Genomic DNA, 18748 nt, shown 5'->3' on the forward strand with positions numbered 1-18748 from the left:
AATGCTAATAAAATAGCAGATTAACATGTTGAAAAGAATAGTGCAGGTACTTTTGGTATTCGTTGTGGCAGCAGTTTTTTATTATTCGTGGTTGCCTGATCCCAATATGAGGTCTGAAAGTTACCTACCTGGTTGGCTTTCTCGCTGGAGTAATCGGAATTACAATTTTAGAACTGCGGTTCCTTTTATTGCGTTGGGGTTTTTACTGGAATTTTATTCCTATAAAAATTTAATCAGGGAGAACAAACAACAGCGCAGGATTGGTTTGCTAAAAAACATGATCGTTGCTGCACTAGTAGTACTAGTGGCCGAAGGAGGACAATTTTTATTAAAAAGTAGAAGTCCCGATCTAATGGATGTGTACTACGGCATATTGGGGAGTATAGTGGGAGCAATAGGGTTTCAAATATTTAAAATACTAAAAACGAAAGTAAGGAATGCGTAACAGACATAAATTTGCCTTTATGATAGGCTGCCTGATGGTAGACATGTTGGCTATGATTTTGGGTACTTTGATTTTCTTGCATTTTGTTACCAATATCGAAGCCAGTTGGGGTGGTATCGTCTTCAATAAATTGATTCCGATTACGGTTTTGAGTTGGTTGTTTTCTGTAACCTATTTCAGACTGTATCGCGTGGACAAGTTGTTTAACTTGGAAGAGTTTTATGGTGATAGCTGGCGTGCCTTTTTGACCCAAAGAATATTATGGCACAGTTACATTTTCTTTTTCCACGATGACATTTTGTACGTGGTGATGAGTAAGGCCAATTTGTACCAACTGTGTTTCTTATTAATCTATTTTCTTGGGTCTCGTATTGGTTTTACCATAGTGATCAACAAATTAAAACGTTGGGTAAAGAAAAGGTACACCGTTGCCATTTGGGGATTCAACAAAACAAGTATTGAGTTGGCTGCAGATTTGGAAACCAATGCGTACTTTATCCACTTTAAAGGGATTATCAATGAGGATTCTGATATAGAGTACAATAACAAAAAGATTTTTGGAAAAGCCTTGACTGAAGCCATAAACAAAGCTGCAGAGGATAAAATTGATGAATTGTACATTGTAACCAAAGCAGATTTTATCACCGATTTGAATTACTTTTTTGAGTTGGGAGATAAGCATTGCATGCGCTTGAAGTTTATTCCTGATTTCTCTGCGATGTCCAAAGCGCATTTTAGTGCTGGTAATTTTAATAATTTTCATGTTATTAAGCCCAGATATGAGCCGCTGCAAGATCCCAATAACCGATTGGTGAAGCGAATATTTGATTTGGCTTTTAGTTTGTTTGTTATTATTTTTATATTGTCATGGTTGTATCCAATCATTGCGATCATTATCAAAAAGCAAAGTAAAGGACCTGTATTGTTCAAGCAATTGCGAACAGGTAAGAAGAACGAACCTTTTTGGTGCTTGAAGTTTCGCAGTATGTATGTGGATTCTGGAGACGAAAGTCAACAAGCACGAAAAGGAGACGCACGTACGACTCCAATTGGTAAATTTATCAGAAGAACAAGCCTTGACGAAATGCCACAGTTTTTTAATGTGCTTATGGGTAGCATGAGTGTTGTAGGACCACGCCCGCACATGTTGAAACACACAACCGATTACAACGACCACATACACAATTTCATGGTACGTCATTTTGTAAAACCAGGAATCACAGGTTTGGCTCAGGTATCAGGTTTGCGTGGAGAAACAAAGAAAGTATCAGACATGAAACGAAGAGTTCGCACAGATATCGAGTATGTACAACGTTGGAGTTTGGTAACCGATCTTAAAATTGTCTTTTTGACGGTGATGGTTACACTCAAAGGAGATGAAAACGCATTTTAAATTATAAAATTCAGAAGTTATGAATATTACGTATTATTTAGTGGGTGTACTTACGGGAGCGTCTTTGTCTACATTTTTTGTGGGGAAAGAGTTGTACAAGTACTATATCAAATATAAAGTGCAACGTAAACAGTTGGATCGTCTAATCAAATTAAATGATAAAATTTTGAAAGCCAATGACGCTAAGAAAAACGCTGCCCTAGACATGAATGTTGAAGGATAGAAATTAGCAATAGGTTGGTCAGGTTCTTTTTTTAGAGCCTGATTCAAATTTACAATATAAAAAAAGCAGTACTAAACTTGGGTTTAGTACTGCTTTTTTGGTTTGTATAGCGTTAGGAATGAGTTGTGGTTTCTTTTGAATTTGCTGTTTTTTTATGGTTGATGATTGTCAGGTTGAGCGTAGTCGAAACCTCGTCCTATGGACAACTAAATAATCTCCACTTCGATCTATTTGACTAAATTTGAAATAGTAACTACAATTATTACGCACTTCTAGGGACGCTACCAGAAGTCTTCGACCCATCGACAAAAGCTCAGGGCAGCTAGATCAGACGGACATCGTGATTAGAATTATGATTATTTAAATTTGACATTATACTATTTTGGTTTTGGATGTAGCTGTATAATAATTGATGATTGTCTGGTTGAGCGCAGTCGAAACCTCGTCCTATGGACAACTAAATAATGTCAAATTCACTATATTTGACAAAGTTCAAAACAGTAAATTCAATCATGAATAGTAGAATTCTACAACTAAATCAGAAAAAAGTCTTCGACCCTTCGACAAAAGCTCAGGGCAGCTAGCTCTGACGGACATAGTGCTTACAATTATGATTATTTCAATTCTACAACTAAATCAGAAAAAAGTCTTCGACCCTTCGACAAAAGCTCAGGGCAGCACAGCTTAGACGGACATCGAGATTAGAATTATGGTTATTGCAATTCGACATTATACTATTTGGTTTTGGATTTACTGATGAGTAATAATTGGTGATTGTCAGGTTGAGCGTAGTCGAAACCTCGTCCTATGGACAACTAAATAATCTCCACTTCGATCTATTTGACTAAATTTGAAATAGTAACTACAATTATTACGCACTTCTAGGGACGCTACCAGAAGTCTTCGACCCATCGACAAAAGCTCAGGGCAGCTAGATCAGTCGGACATCGTAATTAGAATTATGATTTTTACAATTCGACATTATACTTTATTGGTTTTGCATTTACCAATGTACAATGAGTGGTTATTGTCTGGTTGAGCGCAGTCGAAACCTCGTTCTATGGACATCTAAATAATCTAGACTTCGCTCTATTTGACAAAGTTCAAAACAGTATTTACAATTATTACGGACTTCTAATCACACTACCAGAAGTCTTCGACCCTTCGCCAAAAGATTAGGGTAGCTAGCTCAGATGGACATCGTGATTAGAATTATGATTATGTCAGGTTGAGCGTAGTCGAAACCTCGTTCCATGGACAACTAAATAATCTCAACTTCGCTCTATTTGACAAAATTTCAAGCCGTAAACTCAATGATAAAATAGTATTATTGCTTTTGTCTTTTTCGGCAAAGAACCTTAGCATCCAAGAAGTACAACTAAGAATCCTAAACTTTATTTTACTGCAGCTTTGGTTGTAATTTTAATCGTATTCCCTTTTTCGGTATCCTTATCGACATTCATTTTGTCAATCGTGTTGGGGTCTAGTTTGTCTACGGCTGCTTTCGTTGTTTTTTTTCCATCAATATAGTACTGCACATCTAGCGGAATTCCGTCGGTTGCACTTTCTAAAATTTTGATCGTATGGGTACTGCTAGTCGTTTTACTTTCTTTACTATTCGGTACGGCAGATTTCACTGCTTTTACTGCTGGCTGAGGACGTTCAGTGGTCGTAGTTGTATTGCTCGTAGTCGTGCTTGAAGTTGTGATAGTTTGTGCGTTCGTTTTTGTTTTGCTCCCCATCGATATCGTGCTTTGCTCTTCATCAGAATCACCTCTTGGGTTCGTCACTTCTTCTCCTTCGGCATAAAAACCAATTTCGATAGTACCATCCTCCATTTTTTTAGACACGATACGTATAGGGTCAATCGGTCTAGTCCCCTTTTGTCCATTCGTACCCGAACTACCCATATGATCGTCAAAAGTTACCTTTATACCTATAATTTCGCCAGTTGCATTACGTTTCACATTCGAGATAAGTAATTCTACATCTTGTGTATCCTTAAAAAGGGTTGTGGTATTTTGAAGTTCTTGATCCGTAGCATCTTTTTTAATGGTATGGTCAATAGTATTTAAAGTGCCGCTAATAGGTAAACTATTGGGTGCTTGCGCTACCATTTTGATTTGGAAAACAAGTACGAAGGCAATAAGTGCTGGAACAACTAAGAAGTATTTCATAGCATTCCTTTTTTTAGATTGATTTTTGTTCAACATAACAATTCGTTTTTTAATTAATGATTGATAAAAGTGATTGGTGAGGGCAACGTAAGGCTGTTGCGTTGTTATTTTTAAAAGCGTGATTTGGTAGGCCCTTTTGTCGGTTATATTTTGGGTAGCTTCATGATCGGCTATGAATTCTAAGTTTTGCAAAATGGCTTTTTTGTACCACCAAACAAACGGATTGAACCAAAAAACCGTACAAAATACAGTAGAAAGCAATACGTCTAGCGTGTGGTTTTGATCGCTGTGCACTTTCTCGTGCGCTAGGATGTTGGACAATTCCGTTTCCGAATACAATTCAGAATTATACACGATGGTCTTGAAAAACGAAAAAGGTGCGGAATTATCTTTGGTGGCAATCAAAGTGAAATCACCGTCTTGCTGCCTTTCTTTTCCTTTTAGTAGGCTTCGTAAACTATAAAAGTCAAACAGCATTTTAGCGGTCAGAAATAAAGTTACAAGTCCGTACATAAGGAGCAATGCCTGTGGCCAATACGCTAACATACTTTTTTCGTCCGGTTCGACAATATGCGGCAAAGCAGTCCAATTCAGTTTGGGAAGTCCGGCTACGACTACCTTTATTTTCGTAAAAAATAGCAAAGGCAAAAGTGCTGCAGTGACAAGACCGGATAGCAAAAACCATCGATTATTGTCAAAGAAGGTTTCTTTTCGTAAAAGAAAATGATAGCTTAGAAAAAATAGCGCCAGCAATCCGCTAGATTTCATGAAGTATACTAAAACATTTTCCATAGGCTATTTTTTATTTTCGATCATTTCAAGAATCTCGCGTAATTCAGCTGCCGAAATTTTTTCTTCCTTAGCAAAAAACGACACCATATTCTTGTACGAGCTGTTAAAATAATTGTCAATTGCGGTGTGCATAAACTTTTTTCGATACTCCTCAATGCTCACGATAGGGTAGTACTGATGCGTTTTTCCAAAGGCGGTATATGCGACATATCCTTTCTCTTCTAAGTTGCGCACAATGGTGGACAAAGTGTTGTAATGTGGCGGATCTACAGTGATTTCTTCCATTACTTCTTTTACAAAAGCCTTTTTTAGCTTCCATAAAATGTGCATGATTTCCTCTTCCTTGTTCGTTAATTTTTGCATAGTAAAATGATTATTTGGGCGTTCCCCGCTCACTTTCGTTGCGTAGAGAGCGGGTCAGGCTATTCGGCTTTATCTTTTGGTCTCTTGCCAAAAAAAGGCAAGACACCAAAAGGATACCGCCTGCTATCCTTAACGCAAATCAAACGTACAACTATATTTTTAGTTATACAACTATTTATGTAGTTTTAAAACTAATTTTATAGTTATAGGTTTTAGAAAAGGAAAAAGACTTGTAATGAAGTAATTGGGTAGGGGAAACCAATCTTATACTTTACATAAAGGATGCTTCAGCAAAAATTGGTTATAGTTTCAACCTTAGAATGTTGTGCTCTAGCTATTGTATGTAGTGAAGCTTTCGGTTTACACATTGCGAACAGCACCAATTAATAAGGATATCAAAGGTATGATTAGTTCAATTTGAACTTTCGCTTTATAAATTAGAGATGAAAATAATTAAGCAGCTTGGCTTTCTACAACCAATAGCTTCTGAATCCAAAGGCAACAAAAAGCCGCAACCACACCAAAGCTTCCCATGATTAACCAATTGACTTGATAGCCAAAATCGGCTATGATACCCAATCCTGCTTTTGAACTCACAATATGGGCCAAACTAAAACTCATAGTGTATAAGGCCATGTACCTGCCTTCGTGCCCGCGTGGTGCTCTGCTCAACGCAAAGGCATTCGAAAACGGAAAAGCAAAGATTTCGCCGATCGAAATCAAAATCATGGCAAGCACTAGCATTCCGGCCCAAAAATCAATGAGTAACAGATAAAAGCTAGATCCCATCATCAAAGCACCCCAAAAGATGATTTTGATTTTCCCCTTTTGCTTTCGTTCAAAATAGCTGACAATGGGCATTTCTAAAGCAAAAATCAATAAACCATTTAAGGTCATAAGCAATCCTGTTTGGAACTCCGTCAACCCAAATTGGTCGCTGTGATACAACGGTAGCGCTGTAAACAATTGAAAAAAGATCATTGCAGTAACAAAACTGATAAACAGAAAGATCCAGAAAATTTTGTCTTTGAATACCGAGGCTACTTCTATGCTAGGGCTATCGGTATCATGCTGTATGGCTTTCTTTTTTTCTTTAACCAATAGGGCAAAGATTAAAATAGCCATCACAGACGAGCTTCCGTCAACCCAAAATAAGGCTTGGTAACCCATTCCCATAATGATTAATCCTCCCAATGCGGGTCCCGCGGCAAACCCTAAATTTACAGCCAATCGTACCAGCGTTAACGAACGGGTTCTGTTTTCAGGTTTGGCATAAGCGCCTAGAGAGACAAACATTGCTGGTCGAAACATATCGGCCAAAGTCATTATGGTAAACATTCCAAAACACAATCCCCAGAAACTAGTGATGTACTGCAGCACAAAAAAGAAAATTCCGGTAGTAAACAAGCTGAAAACCATCACTTTGTAAAACCCTATTTTATCGGATAATTTACCTCCAAGCCATGAACCCAACATGGATCCAAACCCAAAAGCAACCATAATCCATCCCACTTCGCCGTAGGTAAAATGAAGGTCTTCTTTTAAATATTTCGATAAAAAGGGTAGCACCATCGTTCCCGCTCTGTTGATAAAGGTGATGAGGGCCAAAATCCATATTTCTCTCGAAAATCCCTTGAAATTATTTAAATAACGTTTGAAAGCGGTTAAAAGCATGCTGGTTTTTGTATTTTTTACAAAGGTAGAAAACTTTGTCTAGCGGTCTCTTGGTCTCATGGTAACTTTTAGACTATTTTTGCATAAAAAATAGTATATGAAAAATACTGCTGCAGTATTGCTTTTTCTTTGGTCAGTAGTTGCTTTGGCACAAGAACAATTTGATGCCAAAAAAAGTGAGGCTTTTCAAAAAGAACTGAATGCTGAATATGCATCAGCTAAAACAAGTCCGTTGGAAGCGGCTGATTTGGCTACCTTCAAAACCTTAGATTTTTATCCTGTTACTAGTGACTTTTATGTCCATGCGAAATTCATTCGAACCAAAAAAGAAAAGGCGTTCAAAATGAAAACCTCTACTAGTCGTGCTCCTTTGTATGTGAAGTATGGCGAAGTTCATTTTACCATCAAAGGGAAAGAATGTGTTTTGAACCTGTATCGCGATATTGTCTTAACTCGAAAAGCAGCCTATAAAAATGATTTGTTCCTTCCGTTTTCTGATTTAACTTCGGGTAACGAGACCTATATTGGTGGTCGCTATATTGATCTAAAAATTCCAGCCGGCGACAGCATTGATATCGATTTTAATACCGCTTACAATCCGTATTGCGCTTACAACCATGCGTATTCGTGCCCAAGAGTGCCGCTAGAAAATGATTTGCAAGTGAAAATCGAAGCGGGAGTCAAAAAATTTCATGACTAATGTCGTTTTTCAACCTACATACACACCGCTACACGCAGGAAGCAGCTACGCTCGAATTAGTCAATCAATATCCTTGGGCATTTAATGAGGACTATGAGAAGTTTTCGATAGGGATTCATCCGTGGTATCTTGACGAAAGTAGGTTGCAACAGGATCTTGATTTTATGACAATAAAAATGAGTGATCCCAATTGCCTGGCCGTAGGAGAATGTGGCTTGGACAAACGAATCGAGATTCCGATGGAAGTACAGCAAGTTGTTTTTGAAAAACAATTGTTGCTTGCCCAAGAATACAACAAACCTGTAGTGCTACATTGTGTGGCCGCTTTTGATGAAGTGATGGCGACAAAAAAGCGTCTCAATATCACCGTACCAATGATTGTGCATGGTTATTCGAAAAATGAACAATTGGCCAAACAATTAATAAACAACGGATTTTATTTGTCTTTCGGGAAATATTTAGTTCGAAATCCAGGATTAGAAACCGTATTTCTTTCGGTTCCAGACGATCGCATTTTTTTGGAAACCGATACAATCGACGAAGACATAGCCGATGTGTATGCTTTAGCGGCAAAATATAAAAAGCAAACAATTGCTGAATTACAGCAAACTATTGAACATAATTTTCAGCAGGTTTTTAAAACGAGTTGAAATCAAAAATGAAACAAAGGTGGTGGTAGATTATCGATACCTTGAACTTTAAAAAGAAATATACAATGGCAGAGTGGACAGAAAGAGCCGAGCTTTTATTTACAACAGAAGGATTAGAAAAATTACAAAAGGCACACATTTTGGTCGTAGGACTAGGTGGAGTAGGCTCCTTTGCAGCCGAATTTTTGGCGCGTGCAGGAGTAGGCGCCATGACAATCGTGGATGGCGATGTGGTAGATATTACCAATATCAACAGACAATTACCAGCTTTGCATTCTACCGTAGGGCAACCCAAAATAGAGGTAATCGCTGCCCGCTTGTTGGATATCAATCCAGAATTGAAGTTGATCAAAATACAAGAGTTTCTTTCACCAGAACGTGCTTTTGAAATTATCTCAAAAGAGTACGATTATGTTTTGGACTGCATTGATAGTGTCACACCAAAACTAAACCTAATCATTGGTGCGAAGCGAAAAAGAGTTAAAATTATTTCGAGCATGGGTGCGGGTGGAAAAATGGAAGCATCAAAAGTTAAAGTAGCCGACATAAGCAGAACTGTGAATTGTTACTTTGCAAAAACGATTCGCAAGCGATTAAAAAAAGAAAAAATAGATAAGTTGAAAGTGGTCTTTTCCTCTGAGATTCAAAAACAATCGAGTTTGAAAATGACAGACGGAGCCAACTATAAAAGATCATTTTACGGAACTAACAGCTATATGCCAGGACTTTTTGGACTGTACGCTGCAGAAACTGTAATTAGACATCTGATTAAATAAACTACCAATTGGTTCGTTTAAGCTGCAACTTATTTTAATTTATAAATAGAAAAACAAAAAATGATACAAACAATAATTTTTGATATGGACGGCGTAATTGTTGACACGGAGCCCGTACACCGTTACGCTTATTTTCAACATTACAAAGAGTTGGGTATCGAAGTTTCCGAGGAAATATATACGACTTATACCGGACTTTCAACACGCAATACGTACCAGAAACTAAAAGAACTTTTTGGACTTCAAGGAGATGTTGAGGAGATGATTCTTCGAAAAAGAGCTTTATTTAATGATGCTTTTGATACCAAAGAAGATTTGTTTTTGCTAGAGGGAGTAGAAGCGCTAATCAAAGATTGTTATGCAAACGGCATGCAACTGATTTTGGCCTCGTCTGCGTCTAAGGTTACGATCGAAAGAGTGTTTAACCGTTTCAATTTGAACCAATATTTCACACATAAGGTGAGTGGCGAAGATTTTCCGGAGTCAAAACCCAATCCGGCTATTTTCTTGCATGCAGCAACACTATCTACTGCGCCAAAAGAAAATTGCATTGTGATCGAAGACAGTACCAATGGAGTGAAAGCTGCAAAAGCGGCAGGAATTTATTGTGTGGGGTATAAAAGTACCCATTCCAAAGATCAAGAATTGGCTCTAGCAGATTTAGTGATCAACCATTTTGAGGAACTGAATTATAAAGTTGTGAGCGAATTACAGTAATTATTCAATTCGCAACCAATCACTTTTACTATTTTTGCACAAACTAAAACAAGATAACATGAAAAATATTTTTATCGCTCTAGTCGCAGTACTTTCACAAACTACAATGACAGCACAGATTCAGACACCACAACAAAGCCCGAAAGCTGAAATTCACCAACAAGTTGGTCTTACAGAGGTAGATGTGGTGTATTCACGTCCGTCAGCACGTACAAGAACAGTGTACGGAAATTTAGTTCCTTTTGGGAAATTATGGAGAACAGGTGCCAATGAAAATACCCTAATCACCTTTAGTGACGATGTAGTTATTGATGGAAAAAAGTTACCAAAAGGGAAATATTCGTTGTACACAATTCCTAATATTCAAAGTTGGGATGTGATTTTCTATAAAACGACAGACAACTGGGGAACGCCAAAAACTTTTGAAGAGGCTAACGTAGCGCTAAAAACGACGGTAAAAGAAATCGCGATTCCAAACGCAGTAGAGACTTTTACAATCGGAATCAACAATATTGATACCAATGGAGCGGCGCTAGAAATGGCTTGGGAGCACTCTTTTGTATCTATGAAATTTGAGGTGCCAACGCAACAAAAAACAATGGAAAGCATCGAAAAAGTATTAGGTGGTGCTACTGGTGGTGATTATTTTGCCGCAGCACAATACTTCTTGCAATCTAATGGTGATGTGAACAAAGCAAATACTTACATTGAAAAAGCATTGGAATTGACACCAGAAAAACCTTTTTATTACTTGAGACTTAAATCGTTAATCTTGGCTAAAAAAGGAGATCGCAATGGTGCTCTTGAAGCAGCCAAAGCGTCGTTGATTGCTTCTGAAAAAGCAGGAAACCAAGATTATGTGAAGATGAACAAAGACAGTATTACTGAGTGGAGTAAATAAGCTTTTGCTATACATTAAAAAATCCCGTTTCAGATCTTGAAACGGGATTTTTTGTTTTTGGGCTATTCTATTGGTAATACAAAGGCTTCTATAGGGTGCAAATCCTTTTTACACTTACGTTGTCTTCATTGCGACTGTGGACTTTTCACTGCTATCCTCACACGCCTATCTGCACGCGAGAAACTATTTTTATACACTGATAATTAAGACTTCAATGCTTTTTCATGTATAGGCAAGCTATTTGCTTTCGATTCAAATCTCAGAAATACTTGTGCTTTTTATTTTACCAGCAAATCCCTCTTTTTGCGAAAAAGTAGTTGCAATAACATGGAGAGTACAACGGTGAGCATAGCGCCAATAAAGTTCAGCCACAAATACCCTAAGGTTTCTTTACCACTTGGATAAATGATATTGGTGAAATAATAAATCACAAATATGGCCAATTGACTGGTTACCGCACTGTAAAATATAGCTTTGGATTTGACAAACTTGAAATAAAATCCAACTAAGAATATTCCCAAAACCGTTCCGTAAAAAATGGATCCAATGATATTCACGAGCTGAATCAAATTTTCGAACAAGGTTCCAACGCAAGCAAAAAGGATGGCGATAACACCCCAAAGTAAGGTGAATAATTTGGTAGCGTTCAGATAATGCTTTTCTGTCTTTTCGCCTTTTACATTTCGCTTATAGATATCAATGGCTGTGGTTGAAGCCAAAGCATTCAATCCAGAGGCCGTGGAAGACATCGCTGCTGATATAATGACCGCAAGCAACAAACCGACAAGACCTTTGGGTAAATAGTGAAGGATAAAGTGAAAGAACACATAATCTTTATCATTGGTTTCACTATTGCTATCGGCTTTCAAAATAATATCCTTTGCTTTGTCTCGTAAATCTTTTTCTTTTTGTGACAGTGCAACCAGTTCTTTTCTCAAAATAGGATTGTCATAATCTTGATTAAGTTGGTCGATGTACAAAATATTGACAACTTTTTTATCTTCAGACAAAACTGCTAAATCTTGTTCTAGCTTGTGGTATTCATCCTTGTATTGCGACTTTTCGATCGTGATTTTATTATTCGGATTGAAATTTAAAGGCACTGGATTGAACTGGAAAAATACAAAAACCATCACACCTGTAAGCAAGATAAAAAACTGCATTGGCACTTTTAAAAAGCCATTCATGATCAATCCCATCTGACTTTCACGAACAGACTTACCGGATAGATAACGTCCTACTTGTGATTGGTCGGTACCAAAATACGCCAACGCCAAAAAGAAACCTCCTGTGATTCCGCTCCAAAAAGTATATTTTTCCTCAGGATCGGTAGAGAAACTCACAATATCCATTTTGGAATTCGCACCCGCAATGTGAAGCGCATTGCTGAAGGTCATTTCGTTAGGAAGATAATTTAGAATCAAAAAGAAGGTAATCATCATTCCCGACATGATCACAAACATTTGCTGTTTTTGGGTCACGTTTACCGCCTTTGTTCCTCCAGAAAAGGTATAAATTATAACCAAACAACCAATGATGATGTTCATATACGTCAAATTCCATCCCAATAATGCCGACAAAATAATAGCAGGCGCATAAATAGTAAGTCCAGTTCCAAGTCCACGTTGAAATAGAAATAATATCGCAGCAAGAGAACGAGTTTTTAGGTCAAAACGTTTCTCTAAATATTCATAAGCAGTAAAAACTTTGTACTTGTGATATATAGGAATAAAGGTGAGCGAAATGACAATCATGGCAATAGGCAATCCAAAATAAAACTGAATAAAACCCATTCCGTCATGGTAAGCTTGTCCTGGTGTGGACAAAAAAGTAATGGCACTAGCTTGCGTAGCCATCACTGATAATCCTACGGTATGCCAAGGCGTTTCGTTTCCGCCTAGAATAAAATCTTGTACATTTTTGCTTCCTCGGGTTTTTAAAGAGCCGTAAATTACAATAAAAAGTAGGGTAACTATAAGTATGATCCAATCAAATATCTCCATTTTTTAAGAATATAATTTCATTATTAAATAGAAGATAGTAATGTAGATCGCGTTTGCAATTAACACCCAAGTATATTTTTTCTCCCAACGTTTTGGTTTTTTCGATTCCATACTCTATTTTTTAAGCGTTGTTTTTAAGTTTGGTTCGGCAGTTTGATTTTGTAGCGAAATCAGGTTTGCCATCAATCGGTAAGCTCCCGCTACACCTTCGGGCAATTCTCTAAAAAAGCTTAAGCCCGTGTATACGTAATACCCTTTGCCATAAGGCGCAACGAGCAACGCACCATCTACCGCAGCTTCTCCCGTATCATGTGCAGACAAAATAGGGGTAAACTCAGGCGCATGACTACTCGGATAATACAATCCTTGTTCTTGTGTCCAGCCTTTAAAATCTTCTTTGGTAATCTTGTTAGGGTAATTCAATACGGGATGATTGGGTGCTAAGAACTTTACATCAGCATTCTCTTCAGTTACTCTATTGGTCGAAAGCGTTAATGGATAAGGTGCCAATTGAACGCCAGCCAATAAACTTGGTGTGTTGTACTGCACAATCATCGTTTTTCCGGATTTTACAAAGTCAAACAAAATGGCTTGTTTATTAACCAAAGGTTGAATGGTATTGTAGGCTCTGATACCTGTAATAATCACATCAAAAGGACGAATGCTTTCCGTTGTGATTTCGTCCGGATTTAAAAAGGATAAATCATAGCCCATTTGGATTAGGCTTGCGGGTACAGCATCACCTGCGCCCATGATGTAACCTATTTTTTGTGATCCGATATTGATGTCTAGTTTGATAAACTTAGACTCAGCTTCTTGTAGAATTTGTTGTTTTGCAATATGTGGGTATTCGATATTTATTTGTTCCGAATTGTATTTTTTGCCATTGATGGTCAAACTACTTTTCGCATACACTTCTGTCGCTTTTGCTGGAGGAGTTACCGAAAAAGTATAGGTTTTGTCTGTGCCTTTCTTTACTAGGTTAACGTCAAATTTGGCTGGAGTTACTTTCCATCCTTCTGGAAGTTCCAATTGCAGCTCTCCTTTCAAATGGTCTTTTCCTGCATTGACTACAACAGCAATTTCTTTGGCATTATTAGAATTAAAAAGAACAACTTTCTCAACAAAATTTGTCGAAGCTTCAGGAATAATATCCAAATACTCATACATTTCGCCTTTGGCAGGGTGGTTGTATTTGTACACAATAGGGCGCTCGATTTTTATTTCTAAACCATTTACTTTTAGAAAGAAAAAGACTTTGTTGGTTCGAATAATATCTGGTATTCCAATGTTTTCCTGATTTTTCACGGCATACATTCCCAACGTTCCAGGTTCTTTCAACCAATAGGGTTGTGTAGCCTCGGTGTTTGCCGGAATTGTCATCGCCACTTTAAACTTGCGATCTAGGTTATTGGTCAATGCTATATTTTGAGTAGTAGATTTTTGATCAGGGTAAGTGGTTACGCTTTCCAATTCTACTTTAGCCTCCGATCTGTTGATGGCTTCAAGCGTCAGTTGCAGCGTTTCTCCTGCTGTAGCAGTCGGTTGATTGCTTACTGCTTCAAGATACAACCCAGCACAATTTATGATGCAGTTTTTTATCTCTTCTGATTTTATGGTTTTCCAGTGCGTTTCGTCTAATAACTGGATCATCTCATAAGCTTTGACCAAATTAGGAATACTAAGGTCAGGTCGATTGTAATTGTAATTTTTGATTATTTTCGAAATCAAAACACCAACAGGTTTACCACCAGGAACACGGTTCCAACTCGTGTCTATTCCGTCAAATATATCGTTTTTGGAGTTGGATTTCAAACCGTTGATAGGTTCTAAATATTCGAGTTCGTCACCTCGGCTACCCGTGCTACCAAAACCTTGCGATTGGTGAGAACTTCTGCTCAAAGCAGCCATTTCAGCATTTGATTTCCCTAAATTAGTGTAAAAAACACCCGTTTGAAAAGCCACAAAATTAGATTTATCAGTTGCATCAAATTTCGCTTGACTGCCATAAAACCAGTAAGACGGATTGAAAAATTGTTTTTTTACCTGCCATGGTTTTACATAGGCCAGTTGTTCAGGATATATTTTTGGATTGTTGGTCAAATCAAAACTTTCAACACTTAATAGCGCAGAGGCAGAGTGGTGTCCGTGCGTATCTCCAGAGGTACGATGGTCAAAACGATTGATGATAATGTCGGGTTGGAATTTTCGAATCGCCCAAACTACATCAGCGAGTACGTTTTTTTTGTCCCAAATTTCTAAGGTTTCAACTGGTGTTTTCGAAAAACCAAAATCATTGGCACGAGAGAAAAACTGCTGTCCGCCATCGATTTTTCTAGCCTCTAATAATTCTTGTGTTCGAATGACTCCTAGCTGTTCGCGCAGTTCAGGACCAATTAAATTTTGTCCTCCATCACCTCTAGTTAGCGATAAATAGGCCGTTCTAGCCTTTTTTTCATTCGATAAATAAGATATTAATTTGGTATTTTCATCATCGGGATGTGCTGCAATATAGAGTACTGAGCCCAAGAAATTTAATTTCTGAATCTGATTATAGATTTCGCCACTAGTTGGTTTTTGTGGTTTTTGCGCGCTAATAAGTTGAGCAGAACAAAGAACGACAAAAAAGGATTTTGTAAAATATGGATGCATTTTTTTAATATTAATTTGCAATAGTTTCAAATGTACTAATTATAATTTTTTATGATGGTTTTTTGAAGTTTTCTTAACAAAAAAAAGAGCATCACTGATGCTCTTTTTCTCAACCAAACCAAGTATTTTTCTCAACTATTAATGTCTTTTGTTGTATTTTTTATCATACTTTTTATCGTGTTTTTTGTTGTAATCATGACGGTCATAATGGTCGTGATCATCATATCTATTATTCTCTACATACACAACACGTTGCGGTGCTCTGTGATTGCTATAATGTTCGTAAGGACGGTATCCACGGTAACCGCTTAAAGCTACAGTTTGACAGTTGTTGATGTTAACGTTTCGGTATTGCGTAGGTAGGTCTCTTGAACGCACCCAATTGTTTCCGTTTTGGTACACGTACATAGAAGCTCTTGTGTCATAATAAGCGTGCACATCGGGCACATAGTAAAAATCTACGGCTACATTTCTTTGCACTGGTGCCCAAACCGGACGGCTACCAATATTTACATTCAAGGATACTTGTGCTTCTGCTACACTTGATACTACTAAGAATAATCCAACGGCTACTAGTTTTAATGTTCTCATGATTTCTATACTTTAAATTGTTTTGTACTTTTTAATTTGTTGTTGTTGTTTAGTAATTTTCAACAACTGTGCCAAAGCAATTTTATGGGTAATGATTCTAATGAGATTGCAATACTGATTAGAGGTATAATGTATTGTTTAATAGTAGTTTGACGTTTGTAAAAATAAATTCAAAAAAACGCCTTTAATCTGTTTTTTAATAGAAATTATTCGAAAACAAATACTTTATTCCAGTCAAAAGAAATAGATATAATCGTTTTTAGAAAGAAAGATAGTGAGATTACAAATGTACTTCTAAGCCAAAAGTAGTGCGTAAGATTTCGATATTTGGATTAATTTCCAGTAGACGGTTGTAGCGATCGGTATCGTTCAGGCTACGTTTGTTTTCCATGGCTTCGTTAACAATTACATCGATGGTAATGTCGTGATTGTGTAAGTGGCCACGTAAATGTCCTAGTAATCCAATTTTTTCACTCTCAAAATCCAATTTAGACCCTTCATTTGGGAGTTCGATTGTAATTTGTGTGGTGCCTACAAGTTTGGGATCGTTAATCATTAATAAGGATTCCATGATTCGGTATCCTTTATTTCCGAGTTTTTTTGCGTAGTTGTTCCATTGAATTAGCATTTCGGTTTCTGTAAAAGGCTCTGTTGGCAATACCGTATGATTGACGGGTTTTACAAAGTTTTTACTGCTTTCTTCCAATGCTTTTTTGGCACGAATACTTGCTAACGAAAAAGCAGACACACTTGCCCCATCAAAATTTGGGGTTGCTACTTTTACTGAAGCTACTGGCGCTTCGGGTTGTGGGGTAGGAGCAGCTGTAACTTTTGGAGCTTCGGTTGCTTCTGTAGTTTTTACCGTCGTTTGATCGGCTATGGAGTAATCACGTTTCCTGAAATAAGTAGGCGGAATTATGAAAGACTCAACTTTTTTTTTTCTCCATCAAAAGTGATAGAGGCCAATTGCATCAAGCAAAGTTCCACGAGCAAACGCTGATTTTGACTCAGTTTGTATTTTAAATCACACTCATTGGCAATCGCTATACCTTTCAATAAAAAGTCTGCTTCACATTTTTGAGCCTGAACTCCATACAATTTTTGCGCTTGTTCACCAGCTTCAAGTAAACTTAAGGTAGCAGGTGTTTTGCTCACCAATAAATCTCTAAAATGACTAGCGAGACCGGATACAAAATGGTGTGAATCAAATCCTTTTGCCAAAATAGCATCAAAAGCCAATAGCAAATCTGGAATTTTATTTTCTATCAATAAATCGGTGATCGTGATATATGTTTCGTAATCAAGAACATTTAGATTTTCGGTAACAGCTTGTCTTGTTAAATTGGTACCACAATAGGAAACAACACGGTCAAATATTGACAAAGCATCACGCATAGCACCATCTGCTTTTTGGGCAATGATGTGTAAAGCATCGTCTTCAAAGGTGATTCCTTGGCTTGTAGCTACTTCAGCAAGGTGTTCTTTTGCGTCTTTAACTGTGATTCTTTTAAAATCAAAGATTTGACAACGAGAAAGAATCGTTGGTATGATTTTATGTTTTTCTGTAGTTGCTAGAATAAAAATGGCATGCTTTGGTGGCTCTTCCAATGTTTTCAAGAAAGCATTAAAAGCGGCAGAAGATAGCATGTGGACCTCATCAATGATATATACCTTGTATTTTCCTGTTTGTGGCGGGATACGTACTTGGTCAATTAGGTTCCTGATGTCATCAACAGAGTTGTTTGAGGCAGCATCTAATTCGAATACATTAAAAGAGAAATCTTCTTCTAAATCATCATATCCAGGTTGGTTTATTTTTCGAGCCAAAATACGGGCGCAAGTCGTTTTACCAACTCCTCTAGGTCCTGTAAACAACAGAGCTGAGGCCAAGTGATTGTTTTCAATGGCATTAAGTAGCGTATTGGTAATCGCTTTTTGTCCCACAACATCTTTAAATGTTTGAGGACGATATTTTCTAGCCGATACGATAAATTGTTCCATAGTTTTCTGTATTCGAAAGCAAATATAAGACTTGAATTTCCATTTACAAAATTTATATGGGCTCGCTTTTCAATTTGAAAAATATAAATGCCTAAACGGTATTTATCAGCAAGATTTGCAACTTAAGTTGAGTGTAGTTTTAAGTTTAATATAGGTAGAGAGAAATAACTTTGTTATAAAAAATCATTACCATGAAGGTTGCTGTTTCAATTTAAAATAGGTACAATAAATAATGTTCACGGTATAAAGTACCAGGTTCTTGAAAGGTATCAGATTCTCTTTCGAACCAGATATTATATTTTCTATTGTTTATATGATCATCATTGAAGTGTAAAAGTACAACTGGAGGTTTTGATCATGATAAAGGCAGTAGTAACGCATTCGCGAAAGCAATAAGAAAGAGTGGATAATTAGTCCAAGGAAGTTAATTTATGGCAGTGATAATATTATAAGTTAAAATTGGTTTAACTACCGCCCTTGTTAGGTTTTAAGGCAAATTAAACCATATGTTGCATTCAAAAAAACATTTGTTATTGTTGGATTAAGATAAAGTGACCATCTTTGGTTTATGGAAAATAGTTAGATAGAAGTGAGCAAATTGAAGAGGTATTAAAATTTAAAACGGTGATTTAAGAGATAAATGTTTTTTCTGAATAGAAATAAAGTCAATGATTATATGAAAACGGTAGT

At 37.1% G+C, this 18748-nt stretch carries 17 protein-coding genes; 9 read left to right on the plus strand and 8 right to left on the minus strand.

The window, feature by feature from the left end; translation table 11 throughout:
- Positions 1-25 precede the first annotated feature (25 nt).
- Genes FFWV33_RS12145 through FFWV33_RS12155 form a run of 3 tightly spaced genes read left to right on the plus strand, consistent with a single transcriptional unit; the run spans position 26 to position 2061 of the window.
- Positions 26-445 carry a VanZ family protein gene (locus tag FFWV33_RS12145; RefSeq protein WP_108741145.1) on the plus strand — a complete coding sequence of 140 codons (420 nt, stop codon included), beginning with the start codon at positions 26-28 and terminating at the stop codon, positions 443-445.
- A gap of 19 nt (positions 446-464) precedes the next feature.
- Positions 465-1838 carry an exopolysaccharide biosynthesis polyprenyl glycosylphosphotransferase gene (locus FFWV33_RS12150; protein ID WP_159086015.1) on the plus strand — a complete coding sequence of 458 codons (1374 nt, stop codon included), beginning with the start codon at positions 465-467 and terminating at the stop codon, positions 1836-1838.
- A 19-nt stretch (positions 1839-1857) separates the two neighbouring features.
- Positions 1858-2061 (plus strand): hypothetical protein, encoded by a 204-nt coding sequence (locus tag FFWV33_RS12155; RefSeq protein ID WP_108741147.1) that lies wholly within the window; start codon positions 1858-1860, stop codon positions 2059-2061.
- 1394 nt (positions 2062-3455) lie between these two features.
- Here FFWV33_RS12155 and FFWV33_RS12160 read toward each other — a convergent pair.
- From FFWV33_RS12160 to FFWV33_RS12170, 3 genes are all read right to left on the minus strand, one after another.
- On the minus strand, positions 3456-5030 hold the full coding sequence (locus FFWV33_RS12160) for a M56 family metallopeptidase (RefSeq protein ID WP_108741148.1): 1575 nt from the start codon (positions 5028-5030) through the stop codon (positions 3456-3458).
- 3 nt (positions 5031-5033) lie between these two features.
- Positions 5034-5393, minus strand: a complete 360-nt coding sequence (locus tag FFWV33_RS12165) for a BlaI/MecI/CopY family transcriptional regulator (RefSeq protein ID WP_108741149.1) — start codon at positions 5391-5393, stop codon at positions 5034-5036.
- Positions 5394-5846: 453 nt separating this feature from the next.
- Positions 5847-7067 (minus strand): MDR family MFS transporter, encoded by a 1221-nt coding sequence (locus FFWV33_RS12170; protein ID WP_108741150.1) that lies wholly within the window; start codon positions 7065-7067, stop codon positions 5847-5849.
- 97 nt (positions 7068-7164) lie between these two features.
- On the opposite strand from FFWV33_RS12170, the gene FFWV33_RS12175 reads away from it, so the two are divergent.
- The 5 genes from FFWV33_RS12175 (at position 7165) to FFWV33_RS12195 (ending at position 10811) form a co-directional block, all read left to right on the plus strand.
- Entirely contained in the window at positions 7165-7767 is a 603-nt protein-coding gene (locus FFWV33_RS12175; protein ID WP_108741151.1) for a DUF1684 domain-containing protein, read from the plus strand.
- On the plus strand, positions 7767-8417 hold the full coding sequence (locus tag FFWV33_RS12180) for a TatD family hydrolase (RefSeq protein WP_108741152.1): 651 nt from the start codon (positions 7767-7769) through the stop codon (positions 8415-8417). Before FFWV33_RS12175 ends, FFWV33_RS12180 begins: the two co-directional genes overlap by 1 nt.
- A 65-nt stretch (positions 8418-8482) precedes the next feature.
- Positions 8483-9193, plus strand: a complete 711-nt coding sequence (locus FFWV33_RS12185; RefSeq protein WP_108741153.1) for a tRNA threonylcarbamoyladenosine dehydratase — start codon at positions 8483-8485, stop codon at positions 9191-9193.
- A 60-nt stretch (positions 9194-9253) separates the two neighbouring features.
- Positions 9254-9910: an HAD family hydrolase gene (locus tag FFWV33_RS12190; protein ID WP_108741154.1), complete on the plus strand. Its 657-nt coding sequence runs from the start codon at positions 9254-9256 to the stop codon at positions 9908-9910.
- 58 nt (positions 9911-9968) lie between these two features.
- Positions 9969-10811 (plus strand): DUF2911 domain-containing protein, encoded by an 843-nt coding sequence (locus tag FFWV33_RS12195; protein ID WP_108741155.1) that lies wholly within the window; start codon positions 9969-9971, stop codon positions 10809-10811.
- A 278-nt stretch (positions 10812-11089) separates the two neighbouring features.
- Here the strand turns inward: FFWV33_RS12195 and FFWV33_RS12200 are convergent, their stop codons facing one another.
- The 4 genes from FFWV33_RS12200 to FFWV33_RS12215 all read right to left on the minus strand — a co-directional run bounded on the left by FFWV33_RS12200 (position 11090) and on the right by FFWV33_RS12215 (position 16763).
- Positions 11090-12814 carry a sodium:solute symporter family protein gene (locus FFWV33_RS12200; protein WP_108741156.1) on the minus strand — a complete coding sequence of 575 codons (1725 nt, stop codon included), beginning with the start codon at positions 12812-12814 and terminating at the stop codon, positions 11090-11092.
- 114 nt (positions 12815-12928) lie between these two features.
- Positions 12929-15466, minus strand: a complete 2538-nt coding sequence (locus FFWV33_RS12205; protein ID WP_108741157.1) for a PIG-L family deacetylase — start codon at positions 15464-15466, stop codon at positions 12929-12931.
- 138 nt (positions 15467-15604) lie between these two features.
- Entirely contained in the window at positions 15605-16057 is a 453-nt protein-coding gene (locus FFWV33_RS12210) for a hypothetical protein (protein ID WP_108741158.1), read from the minus strand.
- Between the two features lie 280 nt (positions 16058-16337).
- Positions 16338-16763: a DNA polymerase III subunit gamma/tau gene (locus FFWV33_RS12215; protein WP_245891501.1), complete on the minus strand. Its 426-nt coding sequence runs from the start codon at positions 16761-16763 to the stop codon at positions 16338-16340.
- Positions 16764-16770: 7 nt separating this feature from the next.
- Between FFWV33_RS12215 and FFWV33_RS19315 the strand changes: the two genes are divergently transcribed.
- A complete protein-coding gene (locus tag FFWV33_RS19315) occupies positions 16771-16929 on the plus strand; it encodes a hypothetical protein (protein ID WP_159086016.1) in 159 nt (52 codons plus the stop codon).
- Positions 16930-16972: 43 nt separating this feature from the next.
- Here FFWV33_RS19315 and dnaX read toward each other — a convergent pair whose 3' ends face one another.
- Positions 16973-18058, minus strand: a complete 1086-nt coding sequence (gene dnaX, locus FFWV33_RS12220; RefSeq protein WP_108741159.1) for a DNA polymerase III subunit gamma/tau — start codon at positions 18056-18058, stop codon at positions 16973-16975.
- Positions 18059-18748 lie beyond the last annotated feature (690 nt).

The sequence above is a fragment of the Flavobacterium faecale genome, assembly GCF_003076455.1.
In the GTDB taxonomy this organism is placed as follows: Bacteria; Bacteroidota; Bacteroidia; order Flavobacteriales; family Flavobacteriaceae; genus Flavobacterium; species Flavobacterium faecale.

What these genes read in the sequence shown, in the direction of transcription:
- FFWV33_RS12180 (WP_108741152.1), top strand. Translation starts at nt 7,767, where the DNA reads ATGTCGTTTTTCAACCTACATACACACCGCTACACGCAGGAAGCAGCT.
- FFWV33_RS12185 (WP_108741153.1), top strand. Translation starts at nt 8,483, where the DNA reads ATGGCAGAGTGGACAGAAAGAGCCGAGCTTTTATTTACAACAGAAGGA.
- FFWV33_RS12170 (WP_108741150.1), bottom strand. Translation starts at nt 7,067, where the DNA reads ATGCTTTTAACCGCTTTCAAACGTTATTTAAATAATTTCAAGGGATTT.
- FFWV33_RS12150 (WP_159086015.1), top strand. Translation starts at nt 465, where the DNA reads ATGATAGGCTGCCTGATGGTAGACATGTTGGCTATGATTTTGGGTACT.
- FFWV33_RS12165 (WP_108741149.1), bottom strand. Translation starts at nt 5,393, where the DNA reads ATGCAAAAATTAACGAACAAGGAAGAGGAAATCATGCACATTTTATGG.
- FFWV33_RS12210 (WP_108741158.1), bottom strand. Translation starts at nt 16,057, where the DNA reads ATGAGAACATTAAAACTAGTAGCCGTTGGATTATTCTTAGTAGTATCA.
- FFWV33_RS12195 (WP_108741155.1), top strand. Translation starts at nt 9,969, where the DNA reads ATGAAAAATATTTTTATCGCTCTAGTCGCAGTACTTTCACAAACTACA.
- FFWV33_RS12160 (WP_108741148.1), bottom strand. Translation starts at nt 5,030, where the DNA reads ATGGAAAATGTTTTAGTATACTTCATGAAATCTAGCGGATTGCTGGCG.
- dnaX (WP_108741159.1), bottom strand. Translation starts at nt 18,058, where the DNA reads ATGGAACAATTTATCGTATCGGCTAGAAAATATCGTCCTCAAACATTT.
- FFWV33_RS12205 (WP_108741157.1), bottom strand. Translation starts at nt 15,466, where the DNA reads ATGCATCCATATTTTACAAAATCCTTTTTTGTCGTTCTTTGTTCTGCT.
- FFWV33_RS12200 (WP_108741156.1), bottom strand. Translation starts at nt 12,814, where the DNA reads ATGGAGATATTTGATTGGATCATACTTATAGTTACCCTACTTTTTATT.
- FFWV33_RS12175 (WP_108741151.1), top strand. Translation starts at nt 7,165, where the DNA reads ATGAAAAATACTGCTGCAGTATTGCTTTTTCTTTGGTCAGTAGTTGCT.
- FFWV33_RS12155 (WP_108741147.1), top strand. Translation starts at nt 1,858, where the DNA reads ATGAATATTACGTATTATTTAGTGGGTGTACTTACGGGAGCGTCTTTG.
- FFWV33_RS12145 (WP_108741145.1), top strand. Translation starts at nt 26, where the DNA reads ATGTTGAAAAGAATAGTGCAGGTACTTTTGGTATTCGTTGTGGCAGCA.
- FFWV33_RS12190 (WP_108741154.1), top strand. Translation starts at nt 9,254, where the DNA reads ATGATACAAACAATAATTTTTGATATGGACGGCGTAATTGTTGACACG.